The organism is Xanthomonas sp. CFBP 8151 (genome assembly GCF_011761885.1).
Lineage (GTDB): Bacteria > Pseudomonadota > Gammaproteobacteria > Xanthomonadales > Xanthomonadaceae > Xanthomonas > Xanthomonas arboricola_B.
In genome coordinates, this window is record NZ_JAASQZ010000001.1 from 933530 (window position 1) to 954185 (window position 20656).

General features: G+C 67.1%; 12 protein-coding genes. 4 read left to right on the forward strand and 8 right to left on the reverse strand.

The genetic code is table 11. From position 1 onward, the window contains the following. Positions 1 to 24: 24 nt before the first annotated feature. Together FHT08_RS03900 and FHT08_RS03905 are read left to right on the forward strand one after the other, a co-directional pair. Positions 25 to 1089 (forward strand): N(4)-(beta-N-acetylglucosaminyl)-L-asparaginase, encoded by a 1065-nt coding sequence (locus FHT08_RS03900; protein ID WP_166774348.1) that lies wholly within the window; start codon positions 25 to 27, stop codon positions 1087 to 1089. Beyond that, a complete protein-coding gene (locus tag FHT08_RS03905; protein ID WP_166774349.1) occupies positions 1086 to 1817 on the forward strand; it encodes a copper homeostasis protein CutC in 732 nt (243 codons plus the stop codon). The genes FHT08_RS03900 and FHT08_RS03905 overlap by 4 nt, the downstream gene beginning before the upstream one ends. Before the next feature lie 535 nt (positions 1818 to 2352). Here FHT08_RS03905 and FHT08_RS03910 read toward each other — a convergent pair. Beyond that, positions 2353 to 3465 (reverse strand): sialidase family protein, encoded by a 1113-nt coding sequence (locus tag FHT08_RS03910; protein WP_166774350.1) that lies wholly within the window; start codon positions 3463 to 3465, stop codon positions 2353 to 2355. Positions 3466 to 3575: 110 nt separating this feature from the next. Here FHT08_RS03910 and FHT08_RS03915 point away from each other — a divergent pair, with 110 nt between their 5' ends. Together FHT08_RS03915 and FHT08_RS03920 are read left to right on the forward strand one after the other, a co-directional pair. Then, entirely contained in the window at positions 3576 to 4955 is a 1380-nt protein-coding gene (locus FHT08_RS03915) for an alpha-L-fucosidase (protein ID WP_104536029.1), read from the forward strand. A 321-nt stretch (positions 4956 to 5276) separates the two neighbouring features. Then, positions 5277 to 5606, forward strand: a complete 330-nt coding sequence (locus FHT08_RS03920) for a RebB family R body protein (protein ID WP_104536028.1) — start codon at positions 5277 to 5279, stop codon at positions 5604 to 5606. Positions 5607 to 5668: 62 nt separating this feature from the next. On the opposite strand, the gene FHT08_RS03925 is transcribed toward FHT08_RS03920, so the two are convergent. The 7 genes from FHT08_RS03925 to FHT08_RS03955 form a co-directional block, all read right to left on the reverse strand. Further along, a complete protein-coding gene (locus FHT08_RS03925) occupies positions 5669 to 5884 on the reverse strand; it encodes a hypothetical protein (RefSeq protein WP_016904393.1) in 216 nt (71 codons plus the stop codon). A gap of 318 nt (positions 5885 to 6202) precedes the next feature. After that, positions 6203 to 8044, reverse strand: a complete 1842-nt coding sequence (locus FHT08_RS03930; RefSeq protein WP_104536027.1) for a beta-galactosidase family protein — start codon at positions 8042 to 8044, stop codon at positions 6203 to 6205. 49 nt (positions 8045 to 8093) lie between these two features. Beyond that, a complete protein-coding gene (locus FHT08_RS03935) occupies positions 8094 to 10436 on the reverse strand; it encodes a GH92 family glycosyl hydrolase (protein ID WP_166774351.1) in 2343 nt (780 codons plus the stop codon). A 135-nt stretch (positions 10437 to 10571) separates the two neighbouring features. Continuing rightward, a complete protein-coding gene (locus FHT08_RS03940; RefSeq protein ID WP_166774352.1) occupies positions 10572 to 12014 on the reverse strand; it encodes a glycoside hydrolase family 125 protein in 1443 nt (480 codons plus the stop codon). Between the two features lie 448 nt (positions 12015 to 12462). Then, complete coding sequence (locus tag FHT08_RS03945) at positions 12463 to 15132, reverse strand: glycoside hydrolase family 3 C-terminal domain-containing protein (protein ID WP_166774353.1); 2670 nt, start codon at positions 15130 to 15132, stop codon at positions 12463 to 12465. A gap of 237 nt (positions 15133 to 15369) precedes the next feature. Further along, complete coding sequence (locus tag FHT08_RS03950) at positions 15370 to 18051, reverse strand: glycoside hydrolase family 2 protein (protein ID WP_166774354.1); 2682 nt, start codon at positions 18049 to 18051, stop codon at positions 15370 to 15372. A gap of 21 nt (positions 18052 to 18072) precedes the next feature. Then, complete coding sequence (locus FHT08_RS03955; RefSeq protein WP_166774355.1) at positions 18073 to 20559, reverse strand: family 20 glycosylhydrolase; 2487 nt, start codon at positions 20557 to 20559, stop codon at positions 18073 to 18075. Between the last annotated feature and the right edge of the window lie 97 nt (positions 20560 to 20656).

A 20656-nucleotide genomic window follows, 5' to 3' on the forward strand; every position in this document is an offset into this window, starting at 1 on the left:
TCTTCCCGCATGGAGTTCGCCCGGATGATCCAACGTCGTCACTTCCTCAAGAGCGCCACGCTTGGTGCGATCGCTTCCGGCCTGGCCGGGTGGGGCGCACGCGCGCAGGCGGCGGTCGGTGCCGGCACGGCCGGACGCGTTACCGCGCTGCCGCACGGCGCGGCGCGGGTGATTTCCACCTGGGATTTCGGCATTGCCGCCAATCAGGCGGCCTGGAAAATCCTCGGCAGTGGCGGTAGCGCACTGGATGCGGTGGAAGCCGGCGTGCGGGTGCCCGAAGCGGACCCGAGCAATCCCACCGTGGGGCTGGGCGGCTACCCGGATCGCGACGGCCGGGTGACGCTGGACGCCTGCATCATGGATCACCTGGGCAATTGCGGCTCGGTGGCGGCGCTGGAAGATGTGGTGCATGCGATTTCGGTGGCGCGCGCGGTGATGGAAAAAACCCCGCATGTGATGCTGGTCGGCGACGGCGCGCGACAGTTCGCGCTGGAACAGGGATTTGCGCAGACCAGGCTGCTCACGCCCAGCTCGGAAGCGGCGTGGAAAGAGTGGCTGAAGACCTCGAAGTACTCGCCGGAAGCCAATATCGAAAACCGTGCCTGGCGCGATGCGAAGCTGCCGGGCGGCAAGGACAATCACGACACCATCGGCATGCTGGCGCTGGATGCGCACGGCAACCTGTCCGGCGCGTGCACCACCAGCGGCATGGCGTGGAAGATGCACGGGCGGGTCGGCGACAGCCCGATCATCGGGGCGGGCCTGTATGTGGACAACGAGGTCGGCGGTGCGACCTCGACCGGCGTCGGCGAAGAGGTGATCCGCAATGTCGGCAGTTTTGCGGTGGTGGAAATGATGCGCCAGGGCAAGTCGCCTGCCGATGCCTGCCGCGAGGTGGTGATGCGGCTGATTCGCCGCAAGCCCGAACTCACCCGCACCTTGCAGGTGGGGTTTCTGGCAATGAACAAGCGCGGCGAGGTGGGGGCGTTCGCGATCCAGAAGGGTTTCAGTTACGCGGTCTGCGATGCGCAGCGGCAGGATCTGCTGGTGCCCGGCGAAAGCCACTACACCGCTGCGCCTGCAGCATGAGTGCGTTGGGGCTGGAAGTGGCCGCCGATTCGGTGGGGTCGGCATTGGCGGCGCAGGAAGGCGGTGCGATGCGTGTCGAGCTCTGCGGGGGCCTGGATGGCGGCGGGCTGACGCCATCATTCGGCACGCTGGCGGTGGTGCGTGAGCGATTGCAGATTCCGCTGTACGTACTGATCCGTCCGCGCGCGGGCGATTTCGTCTTCGATGCGGCGGAGGTCGAGGTGATGCGGCGCGATGTGGAGCACTGCGTGCGGTTGGGCTGCGATGGCGTGGTGTTGGGCGCGCTGGATCCGCATGGGCAGGTCGACATGGACACGATGCGGGTGTTGATCGCCGCAGCCGGTCCGCTGGGTGTGACCTTTCATCGTGCGATCGATGTCAGTGCCGATCCGTCGCGCGCGCTGGAAGATGCGGTGACGCTGGGGTGCGAGCGCGTGCTGACCTCCGGTGCGCGTGCGAGCGCGCTTGACGGTATCGACACCATTGCCGCATTGGTGCGGCAGGCGGGTGATCGCATCAGCATCATGCCCGGTGCGGGCGTATCCGAAAGCAATGTGCGTGCGCTGCGTGCCAACACCGGTGCGCGCGAGTTCCATGCCTCCTCACGTGGGCCGGTTGCGGCGCAGGTGCATGCGCCGCATGCGCACATCTCCGACCTGGGCGGCGATTACCAGCGTACCGATGTGGCGCGGGTGCGGCGGATCGTGGAGCTGTTGCAGGAGCTGTGAGGCGCTGCGTGCCGATTGTGGAGCAGGTGAGCTGGGACCTTTTTGCATGCTGGGGCTGGGCAATCCAGGTGAAGCGAGCGCAAGGCATCTGATCTTGTGCTTCGTTGCAGGGCTCTTGCCCGCCCACCATCGCGGGACACGCCGCAAGTACGTCCTTGTAGGCTCTGGCGCGGCATCCATGCCGCTCAAGGTCCCGCGACGGTGGGCGGACAAGGACCTGTCGAGATGGTCGTGTGCGTGGATAAGAGCAGGGGCACTGTGGAAGAAGCGAGCGCAAAGCATCTGATCTTGTGCTTCGTTGCAGGGCCCTTGCCCGCCCACCATCGCAGGACACGCCGCAAGTACGTCCTTGTAGGCTCTTACGCGGCGTCCATGCCGCGTAAGGTCCCGCGATGGTGGGCGGGCAAGGACCAGTCGGAATGGTCGGTGTGCGTGTTTGCAAGCAGAGCATGATGGATGCCGCCAAGGGCCTCCACGGACGGGGTCACGGCGTGTCCCAGAAGTGGTGAGGGCACCGCGCCCTCAATCTCTCGATCTATTGCGCACTTCCGGGCAGTGATTGGGGCGATCTCGTGTCCTCTGCCTCGCTGCCGAGACGTGTCGGATCCAGGACGACATGCCTGATACGTTGGCGCTTCCAGGTGTAGCTGATATGGACCAGGCCATCGCGGGTCTGGATCACCGCCGGATAGGAGAACTCGTCTTTTGCGCTGTTTTCCAGCGTGATGGCGCGTTGCCAATGCACGCCATCGCTCGAGAGCGCCACCGCAAGCGTGCCGCGACCGTCCCACCAGTCCTTGCCGGCGATACCGGGGTTGTAGACCAGCAGGGCGCGGCCGTCGCGCAGCATCACCGCGTCGGTGCCGGAGTTGGGGTTCTCCACGTCCAGCAACTGCATGGGGTGCCAATGCAGGCCGCCATCCTGCGAGAACGTACTGAACAACCTGTTCTGCTGGCTGCGCCCGAGTAGCTGCACGCGCCCGTCCGCATGCAGCAGGACGCTGGGCTGGATCGCGCCGATCACCGCCGGGTCGTTGAGCGGCATGCCGCGTTGCCAATGCGCGCCGTCGTCGTCGCTCCATTCCAGATGCGCGCGCCAGCCGCGGTCTTCGCTGCTGCTGGGCGCGAGGATGCGCCCATTCGGCAACTGCACCGGCTTGTTCTTGATCGGGCCGAGAATGCCGTCGGGCAGGCGCTGCGGTGGCGACCAATGCGCACCGTCATCATCCGAGGTGATACGCAGGCCCCACCACTGCCGCGGATTGGGGCCGAGCTTGTAGTACAGCTGCGCCGGGCCGGCGCCGGACTGGAACAGCACCGGATTCCAGGCCGGCAGCGCCGCGCCATCCGTGCCGGCATGCGCGCCGTCGGCGATGCGTCGCGGCGGCTGCCATTGCTGCGCGCCGCGCTGCGCGAGCCAGATACCGACATCGGCCGCTCCCTCGTGCGCGCCGCCGAACCAGGCCGCCAGCAGCGTGCCGTCGCGGGTTTCCAGCAGCGTGGAGGCGTGCGCCTGCGGCGTCGGTGCAGGGTCGGCGATGAACTCGCTGAGCACGATGGGCGAGCACGGCGGCGTGCGCGATTCGGCCTGGACTGCGAAGACGGCAAGGCTTGCGGCAAGGCAGCTCAGCAGGCGTGACGGATGCATCGTGGTCCAGTCCTGTGCAGATTTTAAAGATACCTATTTATCATCTATTAAATACCATATGCTCTGGCCATCCAGGCGGCCGTGGTCGCCCACCACTGCGAGGACCCGCGATGTCATCACACCCGCTCTCCCCGTTGCGCTGGCTGGCCGCGCTCGGCCTGACCGCGCTGACCCTGCCCACCGCCATCGCGCAGAACTTTGCCGAGGTGAAGCCTTCGCCGCAGCAGGTGGCGTGGCAGGACCTGGAATTCGGCGTGATCGTGCACTTCAATCCCAATACCTGGCTGGACCAGGAGTGGGGCGACGGAACCGCCAGCGCCAAGACCTTCAACCCGACCAATGTGGACCCGGGCCAGTGGGCGCGCGCGGCCAAGTCGGCCGGTGCGAAGTACGTGATCCTGGTGGCCAAGCATCACGACGGATTTGCGCTGTGGCCGACCGCCGAGAGCAATTATTCGGTCAAGAGCAGCCCGTGGATGGGCGGCAAGGGCGACCTGGTCAGGCTCACCAGCGATGCGGTGCGCAAGGAGGGCATGGGCTTTGGCGTGTACCTGTCGCCGTGGGATCGCCACGAGCCCAAATATGCCGATTCCAAGGCATACGACAAGTTCTACGCCGCGCAGTTGGTGGAGCTGGCCTCGCATTACGGCCCGATCACCGAGTGGTGGCTGGACGGCGCCGGCAGCGCCGGCCACGTGTACAACTTCGACAAGTACATGGAAGAGCTGCGCACCTATCAGGCCAATGCGATGGTGTTCGCCGACACCGCGTTGTTCGAGTACGGCGACGTGCGTTGGGTGGGCAACGAGGCCGGCTTCATCGAAGGCGAAAACTGGAACGTGATCGACCGCCACGGCTACCTGCGCTGGCGCCCGGTGGAGGTGGATACGCCGTTGCACAAGTTGCAGTGGTTCTGGCACCCCAACAGCGATCAGACGCTCAAGAGCGTGGATGAACTGGTGGACATCTGGGAAAAGAGCGTCGGCCTGGGCGGTCAGCTGGTGCTGGGTCTTGCACCGGACAAGCGCGGACTGTTGCCGGAAGCCGACGTTGCACGCTTGCAGGAACTCGGCCAGGCGCTCCAGGCGCGCTACGGCGCGGACAAGAACCTGGTGGCCGGCAACATCAAGAAAACCGACGGCATCGACGCGGCAGTGGACGGCGATCGCGAGACGTTTTGGAGCGCACCGGCCGGTTCGCATAGCGCGGTGCTGGAGCTGCAGTTCAAGCAGCCGGTGACCTTCGACAGCGCGCTGAGCATGGAGTGGATCAACGACGGCCAGCTGGTGCAGAAGTATGCGGTGGAAGCCTGGCAGGACGGCAAGTGGGTGCCGCTGGCCAAGGCGCAGGCGATCGGCCGGATGAAGATCGATCACTTCGCGCCGGTGACCGCGTCGCGGGTGCGCCTGAACATCCAGTCCGGTGCCGATGCGGTGCATATCCGCGAGTTCCAGTTGTTCAATACCGGCAAGGGTGCGGCTGCGCGCTGAGCGTGGTTGAGCGGTGTGTTGGCACGTAGCGAACATGCCGATTGCCAGGCCGGCTCCGATCGGGAGCCGGTCAGCCATGTGGTGACAAGTGTTATCGCACAGCGGTTGCGCGCGGCCACGATGTGCCTGCGACGCAGATTGCGTCGGTGTGCTGCAAGGGTTCAGTCGTACACGCGCAGGCCGTTATCGAGATGACACGGTATGCAGTTGGGGCTGGCGCTTGCCCGGTGGACTGCGAAGCGATCAGTGGCTGCGGCTGGCCTTCGGCGCAACCGGGCTGAGCGCGTAGTGCCGTGTATCCATCCACCCAGGAGCACGCACATGGCGTTTCCCACCGCAGTCAACGACCAGATCACCGATACCGTCACGCAGGCCAACGTCAAGGTCATTGGCGAGGCGCCTGCAATGGCGATGGGCACGATCTACCAGAGCATGGCGCATTCGACCGACATCCTGTTTCAGAACGCGGTATCGGCGCAACAGCAGCAAAACACGCTGTCGCAGGCCGCCGCCAATCAGGGCGTGATGCAGATCTACAGCCTTGATACGACCGCCTCGGCGGCGGATGTCGAGAAGGTCGCGCAAGCAGGTGTCGCCGACAATCTGACCAGTCTGCTCACCGTGCTCAATGCGTTCAACACCGGCAAATAATGGCGGCTGGCGACAGCGGCAGTGCTGTCGCCAATGTTGCTGACGCGAGTGCGTCGGTGCACTCAGGCCGCGTCGTCGTCGCGCGCCTGCGGTGGCAGCAGGATCTGCGGCTGCTTGGCCGAGTGGGTCTGGCACAGGAAGGTCATCAGGTGCGCCGCTTCGGTGCTGCCGATCGGCTGGCTGGGCGCGGGCTTGCTGTGGACGTGTTCGGCGAAGGCGTGCTGGGTCTGCTCCGGAACCGCGGAGACAGGGTCTTGCGTAACGGTGGACGAGGACATGAAACGCTCCTGGAACTCACGATCTGACCGTCGCCCGAGGGGACGACGGGAATGCGCCACTGCCTTTGCACAACGGCGTGAGCCGGTGATCTTGCCTGGAATGCGATCGGTCCGATACCGCACAGGTAGCAGACGCTGCGCGGGCAGCGGACCTCCAGATAGCGGCACGCACGCGGCAGTCTGAAGGGGCGCCAGTCCGGGAGCGCCCGGCGGGTTGCCGCGCGGTTGGTTTGGGCGTCGGCGGGCATGGGTATGCGGCTTGCGATCGCCATCCCGGACCGGTGCGTGATCGTCACCGGCCCGCCATCCGCGTGCCCGTTACTCCTTCGGCGTGATCCATACCTGCTGCTGCAGGCCGCGCACGCCGGGCTTGGCGGTGCTGTCCAGGTCGAACACCACCACGGCGTTGTCGCCCTTGCGCTGGAACGGCGCCGGGAAATACAACGCCCGCTGCGGGCCGATGGCCCAGTGGCGGCCCAGGTTGACGCCATTGGCCCAGGTCACGCCCTTGCCGAAGGCGCGCATGTCCAGATAGGTGTCGGTCGGTGTGCCGATGCGCAGCGTGCCGCGGTGGAAGGCCGGGCCTGCGACGGGAGTGCGGGTCCAGCCGCGGATGCTGTCGGGCGAGCGCATCGGCAGCGGGAAGGCCTGCCAGCCGGTGAGCTGCTGGTTGTCCAGCAGCACCGGGTCGACCAGCCCGGCGCGGCCGTCGGCCATGCGTGGGCCGTAGTTGATGCGGCCGCTGTTTTCGACCAAGACATCCAGTGTGTGCTGGCCAGCCGGAATATCCACATCGGTGGAAACCTGCTGCAGCCGGCGCTCGACGCTGCCGACCGGCTTCTGGTCGACATACACCCGCGCCGCATCGCGCACCTCGCCCAGATACAGCGGCCCCTTGCGCGGGCCGGTGACGGTGGTGCGGTAGAGGATGTAGCCGTAGTCCTGGCCAAAATGTTCCATCGGCTGCGGCGTGTCGATGGCGATCGGGGCGGGCAGGTTGTCCCACAGCGAGGCGGATTCGCGCAGTTGGGTGTCCGGCAGTGCCGCGATCGCGATCGGCTTCGGCAGCGCGGGCGGCTGCACGCCGGTGACGCGGGCGATGGCGTCGCGCATCAGCGCGAACTTTGGGGTGGGACGGCCGGCTTCGTCCAGGATGGCGTCGTAGTCGTAGCTGGTGGTCTGCGGGGCGTAATGGTCGCTGGGATTGCCCTGGAAATTGGCACCATTCATGAAGCCGAAACTGGTGCCGCCGATGAACATGTAGAGGTTGGCCGAATGCCCCTGGCGCAGGATCCACTCCAGTTCTTCGGTCTGTTGTTTGGCGTCGGTGCTGGCGTGCGGCTTGCCCCAGTGGTCGAACCAGCCGGCCCAGTACTCGCCGACCATGCGCGGTTGCCCGGGGCGGAACTTGATCAGTTTGTCGAACGCGCTCTTGGCCTCGCCGGGAGCGAAGTTCACCACCGCCAGGGTGTCCGGCAAGGTGCCGTTGGCGAGCATGTCGGCGCCGTCGGAGGTGAACAGCAAGGCGTCGTCGAAGCCGGCCTTGACGTACATGGCGCGGTTGTCGGCCATGTAGGCGTGGTCGTCGTCGTAGGAGCCGTATTCGTTCTCGACCTGCACGGCGATGATCGGCCCGCCGTTGTGGTTGAGCAGCGGACGCACCTGTCGGGACACGGCATCCAGATAGGCCTGGCTGGCGGCGAGAAAGCGTGGGTCGCGGCTGCGCACGCGGATGTTGTCCTTGCCGAACAACCAGGCGGGGTAGCCGCCGGCTTCCCACTCGGCGCAGGTGTAGGGGCCCGGCCGCAGGATCACGTTGAGGCCTTGCGCGGCGGCTTCGCGTACGAATGCGGCCACATCGTTGTTGCCGGTGAAGTCGAACCGGCCCTGCTGCGGTTCGACCAGGTTCCAGAACACGTAGGTCTCCACCGTGTTCAGGCCCAGTGCGCGCGCCTTCTGCAGGCGGTCTTTCCAGTAGTCACGCGGAATGCGCTGGAAATGGATGGCGCCGGAGAGCAGTTGATACGGCTTGCCGTCGCGCACGAACTGCGTGCCCTGGGTGCCGAAGCTGGGCCAGGTGTCGGTGTCGGCGGCACGGGCGGCGACGGGAAGCGCCAGCGCGAGGGCCAGGACGAGGGGGCTGAGGGTGCTGCGCAACATGGGCGATTCCCGGCGGTAACGAGTGACGAGTGACGAGCAAGAACAAACATCAAGCAAACGAAGGCGGCAGATCCTCCTTGTTCGCGCCGAAGGCCGGATTCGGTTTGGCGCCCATGGTGAATTCCAGCGTGCCGCCAGCGGCCAGGTCGGCATGCCGCATCCAGCTGCGGTTGGTCGGTTTGCCGTTCCAGCTCAGCGACTGCACATACACGTTCTGCGCGCCGCTGTTGTGCGCGACGATGCGCAGCGTACGGCCGTTGCCGACATCGAGTTCTGCGCGCTTGAACAGCGGGCTGCCAAGGACGTAGTTGCCGCTGACCGGGTCCACCGCATACAGCCCGAGCGCGCTGAGCACGAACCAGGCACTCATCTGCCCGCAATCCTCGTTGCCGGACAGGCCGTTGCGCGCATCGTGGTACTGCTCGCGCAGCAGCCGGCGCACCATCGCCTGGGTCTTGTACGGCTGGCCGGCGTAGGCAAACAGATAGGCCACGTGATGGCTGGGCTCGTTGCCGTGCGCGTACTGGCCGACCAGGCCGTCGATATCCGGTGGCGCATCGGCGGGCAGTTCGGAGCTGGTGGAAAACAGCTCGTCGAGCTTGGCGACGAAGCCGTCGCGGCCGCCGTACAGGTCCATGTAGCCGTACAGGTCGTGCTGGTTGAGGAAGCTGGCCTGCCAGGCGTTGGATTCGGTGAAGTCGCGCCACTTGCCGATGTGGCCCATGCCGCGCGGATCGAACGGTTTAGCCCAGCTGCCGTCTTCCAGGCGCGCCTGCACGAAGCCGCTGTCGCGATTGAACACGTTGCGGTAGTTGCGCGAGCGTTCGCGCAGTGCGCGTGCATCGTCGGTGGCACCGGCGGCCTGCGCCAGATGCGCGCAGGCCCAGTCGTCGTAGGCGTATTCCAGCGTGCGGCTGACCGCTTCGTCGACCTTGTCGGCGGGGATGTAGCCGAGCGTGCGGTAGTCCGCCAGGCCATGGGTGGTGTCGTCCATGGCGCGCTTGCGGTAGGCCGGCCAGGCGGCCTTGTAGTCGATGCCGGTGAAGCCCTTGGCATGCGCTTCGGCCAGCACCACGGCCGAGTGGTAGCCGATCATGCAGCCGGTCTCCACGCCTTGCAGCGGCCAGATGCCCACGCCATCCGGGCATTCGTTGGCGCCGCGCACCAGGCATTGCACCAGGTCCGGCACGCGCTCGGGCTGCACCAGGGTGAGCAGCGGATGCGCGGCGCGGTAGGTGTCCCACAGCGAGTAGGTGCTGTAGTTGTGATAGCCCTTGGGGGCGGTGTGGATCTGCAGGTCCATGCCGCGGTAACGGCCATCCACGTCGCTGAAGAGGGTGGGCGCGAGCAGGCTGTGATACAGGCCGGTGTAGAAGATGCGGCGTTGCGCGTCGTCGTCGCTGTCGATGCGTACGCGCGCCAGTTCCTTTTCCCAGGCGGCCACGGCTTGCGCATGCACGCGGGCGAAGTCGAAGTCGGGCAGTTCCGCATCCAGGTTGGCCAGCGCATTGTCGGCGCTGACCGCCGAGATGCCGACCTTGATCAGCAGCGGTGCGTCGGCTGCGTCGGGGTAGTGCAGTGCGGCCTTGAGGTGCACGCCGTCCACGCTGCGCGTGCCTGCGGCCAGCGGTTGGTCTTCGTTGTACAGCTGCACCTGTTTGAACGGTCGCGACAGCCGCATGGCGAAATAGATGTAGCGCCCCTGCGCCCATTGATGGACGCGCCGGCCGCCGGTGAGGGTGCGGTCGTCGACCACGCGCAGTTGCGCGTCGGTGATGCGGGTGGGGATGCCGGGTTTGTCCTGCATGCCGTGGCACAGGTCCAGCAGCACATGCGCCGGCTTGCCCTTGGGGAAGTGGTAGCGGTGCAGGCCGGCGCGCGCGGTGGCGGTGAGTTCGGCATGCACGCCGCTGTCCTTGAGCCGCACGCGGTAGTAACCGGGCGAGGCGGCTTCGTCGGCATGGTCGTAGCGCGAGCGGTAACCGCTGTCCGGTGCGTCGAGTGCGCCAGGCACCAGCTTCACTTCGCCGGTGGCGGGCACCAGCAGGAAGTCCAGCATGTCGCCGATGCCGGTCCCGGACAGGTGCGTGTGCGAGAAGCCCATGATCGAGCCGTTGGACGCGTGATAGCCGGAGCACGCATCCCACACCGCGTTGTAGGTGTCCGGGCTCAGCTGCACCATGCCGAACGGCAGGGTCGCACCGGGGAAGGTGTGGCCATGGCCGCCGGTGCCGATGAACACATCGACATGGCGGGTGAGCTCGGCGCGGGTGCGCGCATCGGCCGGCAGTGCGTAGTTGCCGGCGCGCGCGCGCGCGCGCCCGGAGAGGCCTGCGCCGCCGAACAGTGCCGCTGCGATGGCGCCTTGGAGAAAACCGCGTCGTGTTGCCATGGTGATGTGCTCTTGGATGTCACGAAATGGGGCGGGCCGTACCCTCATCCGCCCTTCGGGCACCTTCTCCCGGCGGGAGAAGGGAAGATCAAGCGCTCTGCAGTTCCGCGTTGGAAGGGCGGGCCCTTCGCAAAATCAGGCGCTGCGCAGCAGCTGGGGTTTGCGTTGGTGCAGGTCGATGATCAGTTCGCCGAACAAGGTGTTGGCCCAGGCGAACCAGTCGCGGGTGAAGGTGCTCGGGTTGTCCTTGTCGAAGGCCTCGTGCATGAAGCCGGTGCCGGCATGGGTGGTCTTGAGCCACTGCAGGCATTGGCGCAGGTGTGCGTCGTCGTCGCTGACCAGGGCGTACTGGATGATCGACATCGGCCAGATCGTGCCCATGCCGCTGTGCGGGCTGCCGACGCCTTCGGCCGCACTGCCGCGCGAGAAATACGGGTTGCGTTCGCTCCAGGCCAGCTGACGCGTGCGCAGGAACACCGGGTCGGTGCGGTCGCAGCAGCCCAGGTAGGCCAGGCTGAGCAGGCCGGGGGCGTTGGCGTCGTCGATGAACAACTGGTTGCCGTAACCGTCCACTTCGAATGCCCAGTACGCCTGCCCATCGGCGTCGCGTTGCTGGCCAAACTTGCGCGTGGCGGCTTCCACTTCGTCGGCCAGCGCGGTGCAGTCGGCGGCGAACGCGGCATCGCGATGCAGGGCCGTGCTCATCGTTGCCAGCTGGCGCAGCGAAGCCACCGCGAACAGGTTGGCCGGCACGAACAACGGATACACGCAGGCATCGTCGGAGGGGCGGAACATCGAGTGGATCATGCCGTTGGGCCGGGTCGGCTGGCCGTAGCCTTCCAGCACCAGGGTCTCGGTCGCCAGCGGCGAGGGGCGCTGGAACACGTACGGGCCGCGGTCGTCCTTGCGCTGCTGTTCGCGAAAGGTCTTGACCACCACGTGCATCGCCGCGCGCCAGTCGTCGTCGAACGGGGCGGCATCGCCGGTGGCGCGCCAGTATGCGTGCGCGATGCGGATCGGGTAGCACAGCGAATCGATCTCCCACTTGCGCTCGCCCACGCCGGGCTTCATCTCGGTGATGTCGTTGAGCGACCACTTCAGGCGCTGGGTCTGGCCATCGGGCAGGAAGGCGTTGGCGTAGGGATCCAGCCGGATACAGGCGGCCTGGCGCTGGATCAGGCCATGGAACATGCGCCGCAAGGCGGGGTCGCGCCTGGCCAGTGGCACATACGGGTGCACCTGGGCGGAGGAGTCGCGCAGCCACATCGCATGGATGTCGCCGGTGATGACGAAGGTGTCCGGCTTGCCGTTGCGGGTGCCGGTTTCCACCGTGGTGTCCAGCGTGTTGGGGTAGCAGTTCTCGAACAGCCAGGCCAGCTCGGGGTCGGCGATGCGCGACTTGATCTGCACGATCTGCTGCTCGACCGCCTTGCTGACGAAGCGGCGCTGCGCCTTGGGCGGGCGCTTGCTGACGAAGTTGCCGGCAGCGGTGGCGGCGAAGGCGGGCAGTGCGCCGGCGAGCAGGCCGGCGCCCGCGCTGGCGCCCAGCAACTGGAGGATGTCGCGGCGGGTGTGCATGACCTGGAGCTCCCTGGGATTTCAGCAAACGGTCGACGCAGTGGACTTCCTTGCAGCGGCGGCATCACGTGCCGGCCCGAGGATCAGACCTATGCATGACCAATTCCCGATGACCATACAACGTGTGCGCCGAATGTGCATAGTGCACCCGCACAATTCGGCGCCGTACGCGTGGCCTGCAGCCGTGCCCGCGGCGGCTGGTCGGCCTCACCCGCGCTCGCGCAGCACCGTCCTTCGCTCGAGCGCATGTCCGCGCCGCTAGACCGGCACTGCGCAGTGGCCATCGTCCTGCGCATGCCGCCCGGACAACCTTCTGCCAGCATGCGCCGCGACGAGCTACGTGCCGATCGCCGGATGGATCAGCAACGCCTTGCAGGCGTCCATGTGGCTGCCGCCGAGCGCCGGCCATGACAGCCGACGCCTGTTGCATGTCGCGCAGATGCCCCGCTTATTTCGGCAACGGCGAACGCCCCGAGATCGAGAACGCTGCGGCCTCGCCAGCCGCGCCGGAGTCAGGCTGGCCACCGCCGACAAACAGCGTGTAATCGCCGGCTTCCACCGCACGCTGCCCGGTGCGATCTACATCGCTCAGGGCGCGCGCATCCAGGGTGAAGCGCAGCGTGCGCTGCTCACCCGGTTGCAGATGCACGCGCTGAAAGCCGACCAGGCTGCGCAACGGAGACTGCGGGCGCTGCGGATACTGCAGATACACCTGCGCCACTTCGTCGCCGGCACGCGTGCCGGTATTGCGCACGGTGGCGGTCACCTGCAGGGTGCTGCCGGCTTGCAGGGTTGCAGTGGACAGCTGCGGCGCGCCGTAGGCAAAGCGGGTGTAGCTCAAGCCGTAGCCGAACGGAAACAGCGGCTCGCCCTTGAAGTAGCGATAGGTGCGGCCCTTCATGTCGTAGCTGACGTAGGGCGGCAGGTCCTTGGTGGAGCGATAGAACGTCACCGGCAGGCGCCCGCCGGGGTTGTCGTCGCCGGCCAGCATGCGCGCGATCGCGGTGCCGCCGGACTGGCCCGGATACCACGCCGCCACGATCGCATCGGCGTGCGTGCTGGCCCAGTTCAAGGCCACCGCGCTGCCGCTCATCAGCACCACCACCAGCGGCTTGCCGGAGGCCTTGGCGCGTTCGAGCAGCGCTTGCTGCGGGGCGGGCAGGGCGATGTCGGTGCGGTCGCCGCCGTCGAAGCCGGGCACGTCGATGCGCAGCTCCTCGCCTTCCACATCCGGCGACAGGCCGACGAAGGCCACCACCGCATCGGCCTGCGCCACCGCCTGCTCGGCCTCGGCCAGTTGCGCGGCTGCCGGTGGCAGCCACTCCAGGCGCACGCCCTGGTCCTGGCCGCGGTGTTCCATCTCCAGGCGGATCCTGCGCGGGCGGGTGTCGTCGAAGTGCAGCACGGTCTCCACGCTGCGGCCGTCGGCGTTGTGCATGCCGGCCGGCACGTGCTTGTCTTCGGCATTGCCGGCGACCACCAGCTTGTCGTCGACGTACAGCCGCACCGGGTCATGGCCGGCGCAATCGAAGCAGCGCGCCACCCGCACCGCCAGCGTGTAGTCGCCCGCGCTCGGCGGCAGCAGCTCGCCGCTCCAGCGCACCGCGTAGCGATCGGCCGGCACGCCCTTTGCGGGGGCGACCTGGTCCCAGTTGAAACTCACCGTGCGATCCTGCCGCACCACGCGCGGCGCGCCGTCCAGATCGACAGTGTCGAAATATTCGCCATGCAAGCCCGGCTTGCCGTCGCTGCGCAGCGCGGTTTCCGGAATCATGCCGGGCACGCCTGCGGCCAGCGGCGCGCCTTGCGCATAGCTGACCTGCTGCGCGCCGAAGCGCTGGCGCAGGCCGAGCAGGGGCGTCACCGGGTCGGACGAGGTGCCTTGATAATTGGCTTCCAGCGCCGCCAGGGCATCGGCATTGGGGCCGATCACCGCCAGCCGCGTGCCGGCCTTCAGCGGCAAGGTATTGGCCTGGTTCTTGAGCAACACGATCGACTCGGCGGCCGCGGTCAGTGCCAAGGCACGATTGGCGGCGTTGTCGATGTCCTTGGCGCCGAGCCTGGCATACGGATCCTTGCGCGGCGCTTCCAGTTCGCCCAGGCGATAACGCGCGGCGAACAGGCGCACCAGCGACTGGTCGAGCAGGGCTTCGTCCACTTCGCCGCGTTCGATGGCAGTGCCCAGGGCGCGGTACGCGTAACCGCAGTTGAGATCGTGCCCGGCTTTGAGCGCGGCGGCCGAGGAGCCGGCGTTGTCTGGGCGGAAATAATGGAACTGGGTCATGTCGTCCACCGCATCGCAGTCGGACACCACAAAACCCTTGAAGCCCCAGTCGCCACGCACGCGGCCGTTGAGCAACCAGTCGGCCGCGCAGGCCGGGGTGCCGTGCAGCGCGTTGTACGCACACATCACCGAGCCGGCCTGGCCGTCGATCAGGGCGGCGCGGAAGGCGGGCGTATAGGTCGCCTCCACGTCGCGCGGCGACACGTCCACATCGAAGCCGTGCCGGCCCGGCTCCGGTCCGCTATGGACGGCGATGTGCTTGGGCGTGGCGATGGTGCGCGGGTGATCCAGATCGTCGCCCTGCAAGCCGCGAATGAAGCCCACCGCCAATTGCCCGGTGAGGAAGGGATCCTCGCCGTAGGTTTCCATGCCACGGCCCCAGCGCGGGTCGCGGAAGATATTGATGTTGGGCGACCAGATGGTCAGGCCCGCGTAGCGCTTGTGATCCTTGCCCGGGCCGCCGGCCTGATTGAACTTGGCGCGCGCCTCGGTCGACACCACCGTGCCCACCTGCTGCATCAATGCGGTATTCCAGCTGGCCGCCAGGCCGATCGATTGCGGAAACACCGTGGCGTAGCCATTGCGTGCGATGCCGTGCAGGCCTTCGCTCCACCATTCGTAGGCGGGGACGCCCAGGCGCGGAATCGCCGGCGCATCGTTCATCGCCTGCGCGACTTTTTCCTCCCGGCTCATCTGCGCGACCAGGGCGGCGGCGCGTTGCTCCGGCGTCGCATCGGGTCTTGTTGCGGCCAATGCCGGCGCGCAGATCAGCGGCAGGCCCACGCCCAGACTCAGCGCGACCGCCAGGCGGCATGGAAACACGGACAACGACATCTGCTCACTCCTGCGGGGCGGCGACGGGCCGTCACGCGTTGTTCTTGGATTGCCCGCAGTGAGACCGCGGGCAGCGGTTGGTGACACTTGGCGCAGTGGTGGTTGCTGATCGGACGCCGAATTGGATGCGACCTGCGCCCGGGACTACCGCCGCTGCGCCACGCGCCGGCTTGGCTGACGGCGCAGCGCCCTGATGCGAGCGCTGCGCCATCGTCCGACGCGTGTTCCCGGCGCGGCTTACTTCGGCTCGGCCGGCTCCGGCGGCGCGCCGGCCAGCGTGCCGGCCAGGTCGCGGACCTGCAGCGTGGACTGCAACTGCGCCAGCGCGGCCTTGCTGCTCACGTGCACGGTCAACGGCTCGCCCGGCAGCAGGTCGAACGCGTTGTCCGACAGCGTGGCATCCACATCGCCGAACGACAGCCAGACCTCGCGTGCCAGCGTGTTGCTGGACAGCGTCAGCGCGTAGCCATCGCCATCGGCGCGCCACTGGCTGTCGATCTTCGCGGCCGGCAAGGCCAGCTGCTTGGCCGGCGCGAAGAACACCACCTCGCGCGACAGCAGCTTCTCGCCGTCGAACAACTCGAACACCGCATAGCTGCGCTTGGGATCGGCGCTGCCCAGCAATTGCTTGTCGCTGAAGTTGCCCACCTGCAGGCTGCCAAGCGGTTTGACGGCGGCCTTTTCCTCGCGCTTGCTCAGCAGCTTGCCGTCCATGTTCATCACCCGCATGCGCCAGCGGGCTGCCAGCGCAGTGGTGCGGTCGGACACCAGCGACACCTCGGTCTGGCCCTTGTCGTTACGCAGTGCGGCGATCAGCTCCGGCGCGTAGAAGCGGCGGGCGTGGTAATGCAGCGCCTTCCAGCGGCCGTAGTAGTCCACGCTGGACCACGACGCACCCGGCCACACATCGTTGAGCTGCCAGTACAACGAGCCCATCGATTGCGGGCGCGAGGCGCGCAGATGCGAGGCGGCCAGGTTGATGCCCTCGGCCTGCATCAGCTGGCTCAGGTAGACGAAGCTCTCGAAATCCTTGGGCTCGCCGAACTCGCGCCGGATGTACAGCATCAGCCGCTTGTTGCCGTTGCCCTTGTCGAACTTCTGATGCACACGCATCACCGGCGATTCCGGATCCATGTCGCCGGCTTCGGCGAAGGCACGCACGGTGCGCATGTCCGGGAACGACTGCAGGCCGTATTCGGACATGAAGCGCGGGGTGACGTTGAGGTATTCGGTCACCGGCAGCGCGGGGCCGCCCCAGACCTTCCAGTAATGCATGTCGCCATCGTTGGCCTGGTCGGCGGCACCGTCGAAGTTGGTGCCCGGCGAGGTGGACCAGTACGGCACGTCGCTGTCGTAGGTGGCCACCACTTCGCGGAACACGGTGCCGAACAAGGTGGTCATGCCGCGCTCGATGCGGCTGCGTTCTTCCGGGTCCACCGACTGCTTGAACTTGACCCGGTCGCCCCAGTTTTCCCAGCCGGTCTGCACTTCGTTGTTGCCGCACCACAGCACGATGCTGGGATGGTCGCGCAGGCGCTTGACCTGTTCGATCGCCTCCTGCCGGGTGTTCTCGCGGAACTCCACGTCGTACGGCGGCACCGCGCCGCCGAACATGAAGTCCTGCCAGATCATGATGCCCAGCTCGTCGGCCACCTCGTAGAAGCGATCGTCCTGATAATGTCCGCCGCCCCACATGCGCAGCATGTTCATGTTGGCATCGCGCGCATCCTGCAAGGTGCTGCGCATGCGCTCGGGGCTCACACGTGCGGGGAACGCATCCAGCGGAATCAGGTTGGCCCCCTTGGCGAAGATCGGGATGCCGTTGATCACGATCTCCATGCTCTTGCCGTACTTATCTTTCTCGCGCCGCAGCTCCACCGAGCGCAGGCCGGTGACCCGCTTGATCTGCTGGCTGTCGCCATCGGCATCACGCACGCTGGCCACGAAGGTGTAGCGGTCCTGCGCGCCGTAGCCGGCCGGGAACCAGCGCTTGGGCTTGGCGATGCGCACAGGCACATCGATGCGGTTCTGCCCCGGGTCGACCACCGCCTGCTGGGTGAATTGCCCGACTTTCTGCCCATCCGGGCCGAGCACGTCCAGCGTCACCTGCACCGGGCCGCTGCGGCCGGCCTGCAGTTCCAGCTGCGCCTGCAATTGCGCGCTGTCGGCATCCACGCGTTGCTGGGCGATATGCAGCCCGTCCACGCGCACCGCATCCCAGGCTTCCAGGCGCACGTCTTTCCAGATGCCGGCATTGACCATGCGCGGGCCCCAGTCCCAACCGAAGTTGTACGGCGCCTTGCGCACGTAGGTGGAGCTGTGGCGCGAATCGGGCTCGTCGCCGAAGGCGGAATCGTAGGCGCCCGGCAGCGCGTACGGCTGCTTGGCCAGCCACGGCTGGATCTTCTTGATCGGCGAGAACAGCTTGACCTCGAGCACGTTGTCGCCGCGCTTGAGCAGGGGTTTGGCATCCACGCGCCACTGCCGGAACATGTTGTCGGCGCTGAGCAGCGGCTTGCCGTTGAGGGTGACCTCGGCAAACGTGTCCAGGCCGTCGAACACCAGCTCGACATGCTCGCGCTTGAGCGTGGCCGCATCCACGTTGAAGCGGGTCTGGTATTGCCAGTCGCTCAGGCCCGCCCACTGGATCTTGCCTTCGTTGTCGCGATAGAACGGGTCCGGCACGATCTTGGCGGCGATCAGATCGGTCTGCACCGCGCCCGGCACCTGCGCCGGCAACCACGCCGCTGCTTTCGGATAGGTCCTGGCCTGCTCCTGGCCCGGCACCAGCCGCACCTGCCAGCCGCTGTCCAGGGGCGTTGCCGTGGGCGGCGCGGCCCAGGCCTGCGAGATGGCAACGGCCAGGGCAAGCCCGAGGCGGGCGTGGGCGGGAACGCAACGATGACGGGACAGGGGCATGGATGACTCTCCTTGGATGGATCAGCGCGTGGCGGCGGGGGGCGCCTGCGCGGTGGTTTCAATCAACTGGACGGCGCCGATGGCGTACAGCGGGCCGCTGATCGGCGCGGTGAAGCGCAGGCATAGATCGTGGATGCCGGTGCGTGCAGGCAGTGCGGTTTCCAGCGTGAATTGTTCGCCCAGCGTGGTGCTGTTGGGCAATTGCACGCTGGCGATCAGCTCGCCCTCGCAGCCCAGGCGTACTTCCAGCTCGCCGCGGCGCGTCTTGGCGGGGTATTGCACCACCTTGGATTGTTCGTGGGCCAGGCCAAAATTGTTCGGCAGGCGTGCGGCCTCGATCCGGATCGCGCCGACGCCATCCAGGCGCGCCTGCGGATACAGCCGGCAGGCATGGAACAGGTCGACGTTGTAGACCGGCGTGTCGGCAGCGGTCAGTTCCGGCAGCAGCGGCAGGCGCAGGCCGAGCGCACCGGTGTCCACGCAATCGCGCAGGCCCTGGGTGTCCACGCGCAACAACCCGGCACGATCGAAAGTACGGCTGCGCGTGGCCGCCAGCGCGGTGCCGCCGGCATCGAAGGCGGTGGCCTTGACCGTGGTCGGCAGCTGGATCGTAAACGGCGCCGCATAGCGTGGCGATGCCGGCGTGGGATCGCTGCCGTCGACGGTGTAGTGCAGCGTGCCGGCACCGGCCTGGGTGCCGAGTGCCACCTTGGCCGGGCCACCGGCCAGCACCGGGTTGGGGCCGCTTTCCAATGCGATATCGGCGGCGAAGGCGCCGTCGCTGTAGTCGATGCCCAGCGCCTTGTAGCGCTGCAGCTGCGCCGGCAGGCGCGCCAGGAAATCCTTCCAGTTGCGGGCAGCCACCGGCGACCAGGTCACTTCGGCGATGGCGGACAGACGCGGGAACAGCGCGTGATCCACATGCCAGCGCGAGGGGATGTATTCGGACCACAACGCGCCTTGCGCGCCGAGTACATGCTTGGACTGCGCGGCGCTGAGTTCACCAGGTACCGGGTCGAAGGCATAGACCTTGGACAACGGCAGTACGGTCAGGCGGCCGTTGGGTTCGTCGCTGCGGGTGGTCTGCAGGTTGTCCAGGTACAGCCAGTCGCCTGGCGCCAGCACCACATGGTGGCCCTGCCTGGCGGCGGTCACCGCACCGTCGGTGCCACGCCATGACATCACCGAGGCACTTGCAGGCACGCCGCCTTCGAGGATTTCGTCCCAGCCGATCATGCGCCGGCCGTGATTGGTGAGATAGGTCGCCAGCTGCGCGTTGAACCAGCCCTGCATCGCATGCGCGTCCTTGACCCCGAGCTTGCGCATCTGCGCGCGCACCGCGGGCGAGGCTTCCCATTGATCCTTGACCGCCTCGTCGCCACCGATGTGGATATACGCCGACGGGAACAAGGTCAGCACTTCGTCCAGCACGTTGGTGATGAAGCTCAGGCTGCGCTCGCTGGTGTTGAACAGGTACGGGTTGACGCCCCAGTCCACACCCACCTGCGTGCGCTGGCCGGGCACGCCGACTTCTTCCGGATATGCCGCCACCGCGGCCTGCGCATGCCCGGGCATGTCCAGCTCGGGCAGCACCGTGATGTGCAGGCGCGCCGCATAGGCGACGATCTCGCTGATCTGCTGCTGCGTGTAGAAACCGCCATAGCGCTCGGGCGTGCCGTGCTGGCCGGCGCCGGGCGGGGTGCGCCAGGCACCGACCTCGGTGAGTTTGGGGTAACGCTTGATCTCGATGCGCCAGCCCTGGTCGTCGGTGAGATGCCAATGCAGCACATTGAGCTTGTGCGCGGCCATCGCATCGAGCACATGCTTGACGGTGGCCACGTCGTGGAAGTGGCGGGCCACATCCAGATGCTGGCCGCGCCAGCCAAAGCGCGGCCAGTCGCGGATCGCCACCGCCGGCACGGCGACGTCGCCCTTGCGCGCGTCCGGCGTCATCAGTTGCCAGGCGCTGATCGCACCATAGAACAGGCCGGCGCCATCGCGCGCGGCAATGCGGATGCCGTTGCCATCCACATCCAGGCTATAGCCTTCCTTGTGTGCCACCGGCGCCTGCGGTGTGCGCTCCAGGCGGATGCTGCGCGGCGAGGCGCTGGCTTCGGTGCGCACTTCCAGGGCCAGGCCGCGGGTGCGTTGCAACAGGCTGGCCAGCGACTCGGCGCTGCGGCGCACCTCGGCGTTGCCGGTGGGGATGGAGATCACCGTGCCGGTGCCGACGCGGAAACTGCCGGTGCCGCGCCTGGCTTCGGCCGGGGCGGGAATCAGGGGCAGCGGTGCGGTGGTCGCAGGCAGTGTTGCGGTGTTGCCGGGATTGGCCGCAGGTGCGGTCGCTGCACCGCGTTGGCCGCAGCCAGCCAGCACCATCGTCGCAAACGCCATTGCAAGCAGGCGCGAGGAACGTCCGTGCGATGACAGCAGGCGCGACGACAGGCTGCGCGGCAACGGCTGCCTGGATAGCGGTGAGCGCAGGCTCGGTGCGGAGTTGGACATCATGCAATCACATCCCGGTATGGCGGGGGAAACACGGCAGCCACGCACAGTAGCAAAGCCTTGCCGCATGGCGCAGGGACTGGCGCACGCTTCGTCGGGG